The 12,214-nt window shown below is 62.9% G+C and carries 11 protein-coding genes; all 11 read right to left on the bottom strand.

All coding sequences use genetic code 11. The features are described from left to right. Positions 1 to 66: 66 nt before the first annotated feature. Positions 67 to 951, bottom strand: a complete 885-nt coding sequence (locus tag BLU17_RS04310) for an amidohydrolase family protein (protein WP_091994943.1) — start codon at positions 949 to 951, stop codon at positions 67 to 69. Between the two features lie 120 nt (positions 952 to 1,071). Further along, positions 1,072 to 2,337: an SfnB family sulfur acquisition oxidoreductase gene (locus BLU17_RS04305; RefSeq protein WP_091994941.1), complete on the bottom strand. Its 1,266-nt coding sequence runs from the start codon at positions 2,335 to 2,337 to the stop codon at positions 1,072 to 1,074. Positions 2,338 to 2,504: 167 nt separating this feature from the next. Continuing rightward, the gene (locus BLU17_RS04300; protein WP_091994937.1) at positions 2,505 to 3,914 is read right to left on the bottom strand and encodes an LLM class flavin-dependent oxidoreductase; all 1,410 of its coding nucleotides are present in this window, start codon (positions 3,912 to 3,914) and stop codon (positions 2,505 to 2,507) included. Positions 3,915 to 4,024: 110 nt separating this feature from the next. Next, complete coding sequence (locus BLU17_RS04295) at positions 4,025 to 4,822, bottom strand: ABC transporter ATP-binding protein (RefSeq protein ID WP_091994933.1); 798 nt, start codon at positions 4,820 to 4,822, stop codon at positions 4,025 to 4,027. A gap of 1 nt (position 4,823) precedes the next feature. Then, on the bottom strand, positions 4,824 to 6,173 hold the full coding sequence (locus BLU17_RS04290; RefSeq protein ID WP_091995118.1) for an ABC transporter substrate-binding protein: 1,350 nt from the start codon (positions 6,171 to 6,173) through the stop codon (positions 4,824 to 4,826). 63 nt (positions 6,174 to 6,236) lie between these two features. Beyond that, positions 6,237 to 7,280 carry a branched-chain amino acid ABC transporter permease gene (locus BLU17_RS04285; protein ID WP_091994930.1) on the bottom strand — a complete coding sequence of 348 codons (1,044 nt, stop codon included), beginning with the start codon at positions 7,278 to 7,280 and terminating at the stop codon, positions 6,237 to 6,239. 11 nt (positions 7,281 to 7,291) lie between these two features. Continuing rightward, the gene (locus BLU17_RS04280; protein ID WP_091994927.1) at positions 7,292 to 8,173 is read right to left on the bottom strand and encodes a branched-chain amino acid ABC transporter permease; all 882 of its coding nucleotides are present in this window, start codon (positions 8,171 to 8,173) and stop codon (positions 7,292 to 7,294) included. A gap of 18 nt (positions 8,174 to 8,191) precedes the next feature. Continuing rightward, entirely contained in the window at positions 8,192 to 8,971 is a 780-nt protein-coding gene (locus BLU17_RS04275; RefSeq protein ID WP_091994922.1) for an ABC transporter ATP-binding protein, read from the bottom strand. Between the two features lie 15 nt (positions 8,972 to 8,986). Continuing rightward, on the bottom strand, positions 8,987 to 10,087 hold the full coding sequence (gene sfnG / locus BLU17_RS04270; RefSeq protein ID WP_091994918.1) for a dimethylsulfone monooxygenase SfnG: 1,101 nt from the start codon (positions 10,085 to 10,087) through the stop codon (positions 8,987 to 8,989). Between the two features lie 30 nt (positions 10,088 to 10,117). After that, on the bottom strand, positions 10,118 to 10,696 hold the full coding sequence (gene msuE / locus BLU17_RS04265) for an FMN reductase (RefSeq protein WP_091994914.1): 579 nt from the start codon (positions 10,694 to 10,696) through the stop codon (positions 10,118 to 10,120). A gap of 245 nt (positions 10,697 to 10,941) precedes the next feature. Then, positions 10,942 to 12,132, bottom strand: coding sequence for an acyl-CoA dehydrogenase family protein (locus BLU17_RS04260; protein ID WP_091994910.1), 1,191 nt, complete (start codon positions 12,130 to 12,132; stop codon positions 10,942 to 10,944). Between the last annotated feature and the right edge of the window lie 82 nt (positions 12,133 to 12,214).

Raw genomic sequence — 12,214 nt, 5'->3', positions numbered from 1 at the left:
TAAAGTCAAAACCCTGTGGGCCTTGCCCTCAGCAACGGACTACATAGTATTGTTTGTTTGCCAACGCTAATCGCCTAATTTGAATAGCCTTGCGGCATTGCTGTACAAGAGCTTGTCCAGCCGATCCTCACTGAAACCCAACGTAAGAAAATCGTCGATGGTCTGAGCGATCGGACGGAATGGATATGAAGAGCCGAACAGCAACTGGTCGCCCAGAAAACTGTTGGCCGCATCGACATAGGTCTGACTGCCCGGCTGGAACAAATACATGTCGGGCACCACGAATACGTTTTCGTAGCGAAACGCCACGCCTACGATCTGCTGCACGTTGGGCCAGTAGCCGTGAAAGGCCACGATCTGCAGTGAGGGGAATGCCTGAGCGACGCGCGCAAGCGGTGCCGGATCATTGAAACGCAGGTCCGGTGTGGTCGGGCCGCTCATCAAAAACACAGGAACCTTCAGACTCACGGCCAGTTCGTAGACTGGCCAGTAAGCCGGATCGTCCGGGTGCCGCGGTGGCTCGCCGAAACCCGGTTCGATATTGATGCCAGCCAGCCCCAGCGTTCGGACCGCACGCTCCGCCTCGGCCAGAGCGACGTCTTCACCTTGCAAAACGGGGTCCACGGAACCGATGCCGATCAATTCAGTATGGCCACCTACAATGTGGTGAATGGTGTCGTTCGGCAGATGCTGGCTGGGCGTATGGCGTCCCACTACGACGGCGTGAGCCAGGCCCGCCTCGCGCACTTCGTCCAGAAAGCCCTCTGGTGTACGCGAGCGGATGAAATGCGCATCGTCGCCTCGCGTGCCCACGCGGCGGTTCAACCACCGCGCGGCGGCCTCGCCAGCGGACCCCGGCCTCGCGCCGAAAAAGTCGTGCAGATAGGCCGGGCGGCAGCGCAGATCAATCACGCGGTGGCCCGACCTATGCGTTCGAACAGTCGTATTCATCCGTGTTTCTCCCTGGTGTTTATTTGGCGACCGGAATGCGGCCGGGGGCGACTGCCCCCCGGACCGCTTGCAGCATGGGTAAAGTGAGCCACTTCGCAAACAGCGGCCAACCAATGAAGCTCAGTTCCAGGGATGGCGCGGCGGGCTAATACCGTTCAGCTCGTAATTTCCGATGTGGAAATATTTCCACCGCACCGGGTCATGCAGCGTATGCACACGTGCATTGCGCCAGTATCGGTCGAGGTTGTGTTCGGCCAGCGTGGAACGCGTACCGGCCAGTTCGAACAGGCGGTTCGTCGCCTCGATGGCTACCTCCGTGGTCAGCACCTTGGCTTCGGCAGTCGCCAGCGCCGCGGCCGTCACCGTGTCCTCGCCGGGCGCACGCACTGCCGCGTCGATACGACGCCCTGCCCGCTCGAGCAGCGCTTCCGCCGCATGCAAGCGAATCACGAGACCGCCGACCGTCGAAATCGTCAACGGGTCCTCCGTCGCCCGATCCTTTCCGCTATCAATCCAGGGACGACTCTTTGTCTGCAAGAAAGCGACCGTCTCGTCAAGGGCTCCCCTTGCAATCCCCGCGTCGATGGCGGCTTGAATGATCTGCGAAATCGGACCGGCTGCCGTCGGGCGATCAAACGCATCCACGGAAACTACACGGGACTTCGGCACTTTCACGTTGTCGATCAGGATCGAGCCCGATGCCGTGACCCGCTGCCCAAAGCTCGACCAGTCATTGATCACCGTGAGCCCCGGCGCATCGCGTTCCGCGAATACCAGGAAACCCTTGCCGTCTGCATCGACCGCGACGATCGGCACGATATGCGCGAGCAATGCGCCGGTCGTATAGAACTTCTGACCATTGACGACCACGTCCTCGCCCTGCTCGACGAGCCGCGTCTCGAACGCCGCTACGTTGCGGCTGTTACGCTCGGAGAATGCGTTGCCAAAACGGTAGCCTTCGAGTACCAGACCGAAAAGTTCCTTCTTCTGACTGTCGCTCGCGTCTAGCGCAATCTGCGAGACAAGCGCTAGATGATTCTGCGTAATCTGCGCAATGCTCGAATCAGCCGCGGCAATGGTGCTGATGACCTCGGCGAGCGTTGCGTAGGACACCTCCGCCCCGCCATAGGCGCGCGGCACCGTAATACCCCACAGCCCCGACTGCGAATACGCATCCACTTCGTCGACGGGAAGCCACCCCTCACGATCGCGCTCCGACGCACCTTGGGAGAATTCGGCGGCAAGACGTCGAGCAGTCTGGAGTGCCTCGGCATCGTCACGGATCACATGCGCCGGCACACCCGGACGTGGGCGCGGCGCAAACGGCGCGGAAGAGTTCACACGGGGACGACTCTCGGTCGTTTCGGCCTCAGTTTTCTTCGACATAGCATGCATTCCTGATAATTAACGTAAAAACGGGTGAATGGTATTTGTCCTCTGCCTCCTTCCAGCGCCGACCCTTCCATCTGCCGCGATGCTTGTCAGCAATGCCGCAGATTCGAACGACACGTCCGCATCCAGTGGCTGAAGGTCCCCCACGAGCGTCTCCCCGCCTATCCTGCAACAGCGGGCTGTTGCCGTTGCTGTTGCTCGCGCTTGAAACGCTCGATATCGCGGTACTGTGCAGCCGGATGGCTCTCCGGCAAGTAGGCCCCGTTGCCGAAGAGCTTCTCGCGCAGCGTTCCCGGCCGATACGCGCCCGGGTACACGCCGCGCCGCTGGAGTTCCGGCACGAGGTAATGCACCACGTCCTCGAACGTCTCGTGTGCCACGGCGTAGGCCAGATTGAAGCCGTCCACGTCCGTTTCCTCGACCCACTCCTGGAGGATGTCCGCAACCGTCGAAGCCGAACCGACGAACACGGGCCCCAGCCCGCCGATCCCTCCCCAGCGCGCCAGTTCGTCGATCGTCCACGCCTTGCCTCCGTTGGCCAGATGCTCGACCGTCGAAACGATCGCATTGGTTTCGACGTATTTGACGAGGTCGGTCGGGGCATACTGGCCGAAATCGATTCCAGTCCATCCCGACAACAGGGCCAGCGCGCCGTCGCGAGAGACGTATCGCTGGTACTCCTCGAACTTGGCCTGCGCCTTTGCGTCCGTCTCGTCGACAATCACCGTCACGAGCGCATAGGTAAGGATCGAGCGCGGATCCCGCCCCGCCTCGGCCGCCTGCCGGCGAATGTCTGCGACGTATGCGCGAAGCGTGCCGCGCAGCGGCGTGGACACGAACACGCATTCCGCATGCCCCGCGGCAAACGCCTTGCCCGCCCCCGACGAGCCCGCCTGATACAGGACCGGAGTGCGCTGCGGAGAAGGCTCGCTCAGGTGATAGCCTGGCACATCGAAGTAACGCCCCTTGTGGCCTATCTCATGCACCTTTTCCGGATGCACGAAGATACGCTTCTCCCGGTCGCGCACGACCGCGCCGTCTTCCCAGCTTCCCTCCAGCAGCTTGTAAATCACCTCGACGTATTCGGCCGCGATCTCGTACCGGTTGTTGTGGATGGCGAGTCCGCTCTGGCCAACGTTCTTTGCTCCGCTCTCGAGATAGGAGGTCACGATGTTCCAGCCAACCCGGCCCTTCGTATGGTGGTCAGCGGTGGACAGCCTGCGTGCGAACGTATACGGATGCTCGAACGAAGTGGATGCGGTAATGCCGATACCCAGATGTTCGGTCGCCAGCGCGATGGGGGCTGCCAGCTGCAGCGGGTCGCTGACCGGAATCTGTACGCCCTGGTTCAGCGCATGCCATGCGTTACCGTGATAGACGTCGTAGTAGCCCACGACGTCGGCAATGAAAATTCCGTCGAAGATACCTTTCTCGAGCAATTTCGCGAGGTCGGTCCAATATTCGAGGTCCTTGTACTGCCACGAACGGTCCCGCGGATGTGTCCACAGCCCCGGGGACTGGTGGCCCACGCAGTTCATCTCGAACGCATTGAAACGGATCTGGCGACTCATGCCTTTTCTCCTTCTGTCCGCACGGAACCCCGTGGGCGGTCGTATAGACGATCGGCGCCCCGTGCTGTTGATTACCCGATCTCACCGGGCTTCCCGAACGGCAACGCCCGTCATGCGGAAGTCGCCAGCGCCGCCGGTCGTGCGCGTCGGGAACCGTAATCGACCGGCGCGCCGCCAAGATAGGCATCCTGTAACGCGTCGACTCCACTGAGTCGGTCCGCCTCACCGTGCGCAACCACGCGCCCGCCTTCCAGGACATAGCCATAGCTCGCATAGCGCAGGGCAATCGCGGCATTCTGTTCAGCGAGCAACACGCTCATGCCTTCGTCGCGGCTGAGCGCGGCAACGATGTCGAAAATCTCCTCGACGACCTGCGGCGCGAGCCCCATCGAAGGCTCGTCGAGCAGCACGAGCGCAGGACGGGCCATCAAGGCCCGGCCGATGGCCACCATCTGCTGCTCGCCGCCCGACGTATAGCCCGTCAGCGACTTCCGGCGCACCTTGAGGCGCGGGAAGATTTCATAGATGCGCTCCAGCTCCACATCGATTTCGGCGCGCCGCGGCCGCCGCGCGAACGAACCGATCCGCAGGTTTTCCTCGACCGTCAGATGCGCGAAGCAGCGCCGCCCCTCGAGCACCTGCACGAGACCCCGCTCGACCAGCGTCCACGGCTCGATACCCGCAACGTCCTCGCCCTGGTAGCGCACGCGACCGCCCACGAGTTCGCCGCGCTCGGCGTGCACGAGACTCGATATGGCCTTGAGCGTCGTGCTCTTGCCCGCGCCATTGCCGCCGAGCAGCGCCACGATCGCGCCGTGCGGCACCGCCAGAGACACCCCTCGCAAGGCCGGAATGATCCGGCCATAGGTCACCGCGATCTCGTCGACCTGCAGGATCGGCTCGCTCATCTCAGAGGTCCTTGCTGCAATCGCGCGGCGTAATGCCCTTCTCCTTCGCGTAGGACTGCGCCGACTTCTCGATGATCGGCCGCAGCAGTGCGCGGTCTGCCTGCACCCAGTCGCTTATCACGCGCCACTGCCGGCCGTCCCACTGCTGAAACCGCACCGCGCCGCCGCCCTCGTGATCCGCGCAGGACAGCTTGAGCGGTTGCACGAGGCCGAGCGCGCCAAGCTGCCTGAGACGCGCATCGTCGAGATTCAGGTGCTCGAAGCCCCACCGCACCTGCTCGCCCGTCAGCGGCTTGTTGCCGAACTTCTGCTGCGCGACCCGCACGGCCTCGACGTTGAGAATGCCGTTCACCACGCCGAGGTTGTAGTACACGGTGCCGAAGCGCGCCGGGTCCTTGAGATCGCCGTTTCCGGGCTTGATCACGTACTGGCTGATCGCCTGGAGCACCGGATAATCGGTGCCGGACGGATGCGTCGTGATCGAGATGAACCCTTTGGCCGCGTCGCCCGCGGGCCGGACGTCTTCCTCCGAATTGCTCCAGATGTTGCCGATGATGTGATCGACCGGATAGCCGACCTTCTGCGCCGTCTTGAGCGCAACCGGGTTCATCACGCCCCAGCCGCGCAGGATCACCCAGTCGGGATTGATCTGGCGAATCTTCAGCCACTGCGATCCCTGTTCGTTCCCCGGGTGCGGCACTTCGATCTGGGTCACGTCGAAGCCGTATTTCTTCGCCAGCAGATCGACCACCGGAATCGTCTCGCGGCCATAGGGGGAGCCGTGGTAGAGCACCACGATCTTCTTGCCCTTGAGGTTCGCGAGCCCGCCCGAGCGCTGGCCGATATAGTTGACGATGGCCGACACCTCGCTGTATGGATTGAGCTGCAGCGGGAAAATGTACGGGAACACCGCGCCGTCGGTCGAGTCCGTACGACCGTGGTTGATCGTGATGAGCGGAATCTTGTCGGCGGTGGAACGGTCGATCGTCGCGTAGGCAATGCCAACCGACAGCGGATTGGTCGCCGCCGTCGGTGCGCCGTTCGGGCCGCTGTTCTTGAGGCGCTCATAGCACTCCACGCCCTTTTCGACCACATACTCGGTCTCGCACTCCTTCCAGACCAGCTTGACCCCGTTCACCCCGCCGTCACGCGCATTGATCAACTTCATGTAGTCGATAAAGCCGCCAAAGAAGCCGCTGCCGCCGGCCGCATAGGGGCCGACGCGATAGCTCTGCAACGGGAAATACTGAGCGCCCTCGGCCCGCGCGTGCGATGCTGCGGCCGCGCCGAGCGTCAGCGCGAGACCCAGCGCGGCGAGCCATTTCCCCGGCGGGAAACGCCGGGCGTTCATCTGGTTCGATTCCATATATTCGTATTCCTTATTTTCATTTGCAAAAAAAATCGATTTAGAATTTCAGGCGTCGCCCGATCGCCGTTGCCAGACCAGTTGTACAAGCCGCGCAAGACCCTCCGGCTCCTTGATCAGGAAAACGATGATCAGGCATCCGAACACGATCTTTTGCAGGTTCTGGAGCTGATCGTCGCCAATGCCGACATTCGCTAGCAGACCGCCCGCGTTGGAGAGCAGAATCGGCAGCAGCACGATGAAGGCCGCGCCAAGGAAGTTCCCCCCGATGCTGCCCATGCCACCGATGATGATGATGAACAGCACCTGGAACGACAGGTTGAGACTGAATCCGTCCGGCTCGATCGTGCCGAGGTACGCGAAGGCCCAGAGCGCGCCGGCAATGCCGAGCGCGAACGAACTCAGCGCAAATGCCAGCAGTTTCGTGCGCCCGACTGGAATGCCGATCACCCGGGCAGCCGTGTCCATGTCGCGTACCGCCATCCAGCGTCGTCCAAGTTCGCTGCGCACGAGGCTCATGCCGAACGCGAACACCACCATGACGACGCCGAGCACGAACAGGTAACGGGAAGCCGGCGTATCGATGGCCCAGTGACCGATCGAAAGCCTCGGCGCGCTCAGTACGCCCGAAGTGTCGTTGTTCGAGAACCAGCCCACGCGCGTGAACAACCAGACCACGAAAAACTGCGCGGCCAGCGTCGAGACGATCAGATAGAACCCCTTGATGCGCAGGCTCGGCAGCCCGAACAGCACGCCCGCCGCCGCGCTCACCAGTCCGCCAAGCAACAGGTCGACGGGCAGCGGCAACGCGGGCAGACGCACGAGCAGGTTGTAGCTCGCATACGCACCAATCGACATGAACGCGGCCGAACCGAGCGACAACTGCCCCGCGTAGCCCGTCAGGAAATTGAGACCCAGCCCCGCAAGCGAGAGGATCAGGAACGGCACAAGGATCGCATTGAGCCAATAGTCGTTGGCCCACAGCGGCACGCCGGCGAACGCAATGAACGCGAGCGCCGCCGGCACGAGCCATCGAAGCGGGTTGGTCCGGCGCCGGGTCGGGACGGATGTCGTGTTGTCGGCAAGTTCCATGCTTCGCTCCCTTAGATACGCTCGACAGCCGGCTCGCCAAACAGCCCGTACGGACGTACCAGCAGGAACAGCATCGCGAGCAGATACGGGAACCAGTTCTCGATGCCGTCTCCGATCACGGCACCGGCATACACTTCGGCGAGTTTCTCGGTCGCACCGACCAGCAGCCCGCCGGCGATCGCGCCGCCGATCGACGAAAAGCCCCCGATGATCAGAACCGGCAGGGCCTTGAGCACGATGAGCGAAAGCGAGAACTGCACGCCTAGCCGGGCGCCCCAGAGCAGGCCCGCCACCAGGCTGGTAAAGCCGGCCAGCGCCCAGACAGTGGTCCAGACACGCGGCAGGCGCACGCCGACCGCAAAGGCGGCCAGCGGATCGTCCGCCACCGCGCGCAGGGCCAGTCCGAGCCGGGACCATTTCGTGAACTGAGAAAACCCGAGTACGAGCACGCCGGCCATCGCCGCCGCGAACAGGTCGAACTGGCTGACCATCACGCCGGCGAGGCGCAGCGGCTTGTCGTCGATACCGAGATCGAGGCCATGCACCTGCGCGCCCCAGAACAGTTGCGCCGCGCCTTCGAGAATCAGGCTCAGGCCGAGGGTCGCCATGAACAGCACGATGGGCGAGCGATTCACAAGCGGAAGCAGCACCAGTCGCCCCGTCACGACGGCGATCACGACGAGCGCCACGAGCGTCGCCGCGAATGCGAGCCACGCGCTCCAGCCGCGTTCGACGAGACTCACGTAGGTCAGCGCGCCGAACAGGACGAGCGAGCCCTGCGCGAAATTAAAGATCCCCGACGCCTTGTAGATCAGGACGAAGCCGATCGCGACGAGCGAGTACATCACGCCGGCGAGCAGGCCGCCGACCAGTACTTCAATGAAGAATTCCATGTTTTCCTCGCCTGTGCGTCAGTGCCGCGTGCCGAGATAAGCCGCGAGCACCTCGGGATTCGTTCGCACTTCCTCGGGCCGGCCGTCGGCGATCTTCCGCCCGTAGTCGAGCACGACCACGTGATCGGACAGCCCCATCACCACGCCGATGTCGTGATCGATCAGCACCACGGTAAGGCCGAGATATTCGCTCGCGTCAAGGATGTACCCCGCCATCGCGTGTTTTTCCTCGGCGTTCATGCCGGCCATCGGTTCGTCGAGCAGCAGCAGGCGCGGCTCGGCAGCCAGCGCACGCGCCAGTTCGACACGCTTTTGCAGGCCATAGGACAAGGTGCCGGCTACGGCGTCGCGATACGAATGCAATTCCAGCGTCTCGATCACGCGTTCGGCCTGCCTGCGCTGTTCCGCTTCGTCGCGGTGCGCGCGCCCGAGATGCAGGGTCTGCTCGAGCCAGGTGCTGCGCCGGTGCAGGTTCCGGCCGGTCAGCACGTTGTCGAACACCGTCATCCGGCGAAACAGTGCGAGGTTCTGGAACGTGCGCGCGATCCCCCGATGCGCCACCTGATAGGGGTCCATGCGCCGGTACGCATGACCATCGAAGCGCACCGTGCCCTGCTGCGGGCGATATACGCCGTTGATGACGTTCAGCAGCGAGCTCTTGCCCGCGCCGTTCGGACCGATCAGCGCGCAGATTTCACCCGCCGCCACCTCGAAACTGATGTCGGTGATGGCCTTGACGCCCCCGAACGAGAGCGAAATGCCGTCGACGGCGAGCAGGGCCGGTGCAGCTTGCGACATGTCATGATCCTCGCGTCAGGCCACGGCCTTCTGCCGGCGGCTTTCCAGTTCGCGCACGAGCGGCAGGACCTTCTTGCCAAAATATTCGACTTCCTCGATGAAGTGCAGGAAGCCGGCCAGCACCAGATCGACGCCGACGGCCTTCAGTTCGACGATGCGCTCCGCGATCTGCTGCGGCGTGCCGATCAGGTTCGTACGGAAGCCGTCGTTGTACTGGACCAGATCCTCGAAGGTCGACCTGGCCCAGTTTCCTTCACCTTCCGGCGAAGCATTGCCGGCCTGCTTCACCGCGTCGCCGAACGCGTTCACGGCCTCCACGTGCGCGTGCGCGATGATGTCGTCGAGCACGGCTTTCGCCTCTTCCTCCGTGTCGCGCGCAATGATGAACGCATTCACGCCGATACGAACCTCGTGGCCGTTTTTCGCCGCCTTCTCGCGAATGTCGTCGATCTGGGCCTTGAGGTTCGCAGGCGTATTGCCATTCGTGAAATACCAGTCCGACACACGCGAGGCCATGTCGCGCGCGGCGCGCGAACTGCCGCCCTGGAAAATTTCGGGGTGTGGTTTCTGCACTGGCTTCGGACTCAGCGTGTAGTCATGGAAGCGGTAGAAGTCGCCCTTGAAGGTGAAGTTGTCCTGGGTCCAGATGCCCTTGAGCGCACGGATGAACTCCTCGGAGCGGCGATAGCGCTCGTCGTGCTCGAGCCACGGCTCGCCGATCGCCGTGAACTCGCCTTTGAACCAGCCGCTGACCACGTTGATCGCGATACGGCCATTCGTGATGTGGTCGATCGTCGCGATCTGCTTGGCGACCACGGCCGGATGCCAGGGCCCCGGCAGAATCGCCGCGAGCACCTTGAGTTTCGTGGTGGCCTGCAGCAGCGCCTGACTGAACGACACCGACTCGTGCTGGTATTCGGCGCCATAACCGGCCGTAAAGCGAATCTGGCTCAGCGCATATTCGAATCCGGCATTCTCCGCGGCTTTCGCGAGACGCTGGTTGTAGTCGAGGCTCCAGTCGGTGCGCTGCTCGATCGTGCTCACGACAAGGCCGCCGCTCACGTTCGGCACCCAGTAGGCGAACTTGACGGCGTCGGCAGAAGTGGTATGGCTCATGAAAATACCCTGTTCAGAAGATGTGGAGACTCATGCGGCCTGCGTGGCCACGGAAGATTCGAAACGGCTGCTTTCCCGCACGAGCGGCACCGCCCGCTCAACGGCAAGTTCGATGCGCGCGAGCAGTTCGGCGCTGGTGATCGCGTGATTCCGGAAATCCTGCTCGGATGCGTAGACGCCGATCGGCAGCGTCCGCGCCTGGAAGAAACTGAATAGTGGGCGCAACTGGTGGTCGATCACCAGCGCGTGACGCTCGCTGCCGCCCGTCGCGGCCAGCAGCACCGGCACGTCGATCAGCGCCTCGTGATGCACGAGGTCGAACAGATGCTTGAAAAGCCCCGTATACGACGCCCGATAAACCGGGCTCGCAACGATCAGCGCATCGGCTTCCTCGATCGCGCGCAACCGCAATTCCAGTTCAGCCGAAGCGTCCGCTCGCGAAAGCACGCCGGACAGCATGGGCGCAATATCGCCAAGCTCGATCAGTTGCGGCTCGACCGGCAGCCCCGCACGCAGGCCTGACAGCAATGCCTCGGTCAGCGTAAGCGTGCGAGACGGTCGCGACGTGTTGCCCGATACCGCGACGACCTTATAAATCTTCTTGCTCATCGTGAATTCCTTTTCATGTGCCACGGCGTCGTGACCACGCTTACGACCTGTTTAGCGAATACCGTGCCAGGCTATCGATTGCCGATCCGCAGGAGACTGAATGGAACGTAAATCTTCGATATCTCCGCCGCATTCATGGATTATTACGTGATCCTTAATTAATACGGGAAGCCATGGAAACCATATTCCGAATCCCGATGAATGGCGGGCAGCAGCATTGCTTCCCCACTGCTCCATCAGCAGCATCAGGAATAAAAGGACGGATCCGGAAAACGCTCGTTCAGTGCCCAGTCCCCCAGCTCACGAATCTTGTAGTCGATTGGATCGTGCAGGGTATGAACGCGCAGATTCCGCCAGAACCGGTCGAACCGCAGCGCCGCCGTCGTTGCACGCGCCCCGGTCACCTCGAACATGCGCTGCGTGACGTCGAGACCCGCCTGCGCGGACTGAACCTTCGCGGCAGCCACGGCTATTGCCACCTTCCCGCGCTCGGTCTCCGTGAGCGCCGTTTCACGGCGCCATGCGGAATCGAATGCGGAAGCCGCACGCCCGACCAATACGCGAGCGCCTTCGAGCGCGAGCCAGAAACGGCCGTAATGGCCCTGTACATATAGATCTTCCGTGGGATGCGAGGCGGGCGACGCGATCCACGCTCGGCTGCTTGCCCGCGTGAAATCCCGCGCGGTCCGCAGTGCGCCCTCGCCGAGACCGAGATAAATATGCGCGAGAATCAACTGTGCCAGCAACGGGCGCAGACACGCGAACGGCGACGACAGCGGTCCCGGATCGGCAAGCACCTCATTGCCCGCCACCGCAACCTGATCGAATACCACAGTCCCGCTATCGGTCTGGCGTTGGCCCATGTTGTCCCAGTCGTCGAGCACGCCGATCCCCTTACGCGAGGTCGGCACCACACCGATCAGCAAACGCCCCTGCTCATCGAACGCCGAGGCCAGCAGGCGATCCGAATCGGCTGCACCGGAACAGAAGCTCTTGCGCCCGACGAAATACCATCCTCCGGCGCGGTCCGGCACCGCTCGCGTGCCCTGATCGAGCGGGTTGAGCGCGTTGCCCCAGAACCAGCGTTGCGCAATGGTCTGCTCAAACCACGGCTCCCATTGCCGCGGCCGCCCGAACAGGCGCACCGTGGCGAGATGCAGATGCTGGAAGGCAAACAGGTGTGCGAGCGAACTGTCCACCTGGGCAAAGCGCCGCACGACAGCCAGGGTGTCGGACCAACTCGCTCCGTGACCGCCATACGCGCGAGGCACGCTCAGGCCGAGCAGCCCGCTATCGCGCAGCACACGCCGCTCGTGCAACGCCGTCCCTCCCGCCCGGTCGCGCGCGACGGCCGTGCGCTCCAGTTCCTCGGCAACCGAGTCCACGACCGGTTGCCACGGGGCCGATTCCGCAGTCTCCGTACTGATGGAATGCATAGGCATAACTCCTTCTGTTCGATATTTCGCCTTCACCAAGCACGTCGTATGCCATAGGGAACTGGCCAGAAAACCGAAGATC

Source organism: Paraburkholderia lycopersici (assembly GCF_900096975.1).
In the GTDB taxonomy this organism is placed as follows: domain Bacteria; phylum Pseudomonadota; class Gammaproteobacteria; order Burkholderiales; family Burkholderiaceae; genus Paraburkholderia; species Paraburkholderia lycopersici.
The sequence above is the reverse complement of the archived record's forward strand: the minus strand, read 5'-3'. Positions and strand labels throughout refer to the sequence as shown.

Bases quoted from the DNA above. Each gene is read 5' to 3' on its own strand.
- BLU17_RS04280 (WP_091994927.1), bottom strand. From the start codon at position 8,173: ATGGAATTCTTCATTGAAGTACTGGTCGGCGGCCTGCTCGCCGGCGTG.
- BLU17_RS04295 (WP_091994933.1), bottom strand. From the start codon at position 4,822: ATGAGCGAGCCGATCCTGCAGGTCGACGAGATCGCGGTGACCTATGGC.
- BLU17_RS04300 (WP_091994937.1), bottom strand. From the start codon at position 3,914: ATGAGTCGCCAGATCCGTTTCAATGCGTTCGAGATGAACTGCGTGGGC.
- BLU17_RS04275 (WP_091994922.1), bottom strand. From the start codon at position 8,971: ATGTCGCAAGCTGCACCGGCCCTGCTCGCCGTCGACGGCATTTCGCTC.
- sfnG (WP_091994918.1), bottom strand. From the start codon at position 10,087: ATGAGCCATACCACTTCTGCCGACGCCGTCAAGTTCGCCTACTGGGTG.
- BLU17_RS04305 (WP_091994941.1), bottom strand. From the start codon at position 2,337: ATGTCGAAGAAAACTGAGGCCGAAACGACCGAGAGTCGTCCCCGTGTG.
- BLU17_RS04285 (WP_091994930.1), bottom strand. From the start codon at position 7,280: ATGGAACTTGCCGACAACACGACATCCGTCCCGACCCGGCGCCGGACC.
- msuE (WP_091994914.1), bottom strand. From the start codon at position 10,696: ATGAGCAAGAAGATTTATAAGGTCGTCGCGGTATCGGGCAACACGTCG.
- BLU17_RS04260 (WP_091994910.1), bottom strand. From the start codon at position 12,132: ATGCATTCCATCAGTACGGAGACTGCGGAATCGGCCCCGTGGCAACCG.
- BLU17_RS04310 (WP_091994943.1), bottom strand. From the start codon at position 951: ATGAATACGACTGTTCGAACGCATAGGTCGGGCCACCGCGTGATTGAT.
- BLU17_RS04290 (WP_091995118.1), bottom strand. From the start codon at position 6,173: ATGAACGCCCGGCGTTTCCCGCCGGGGAAATGGCTCGCCGCGCTGGGT.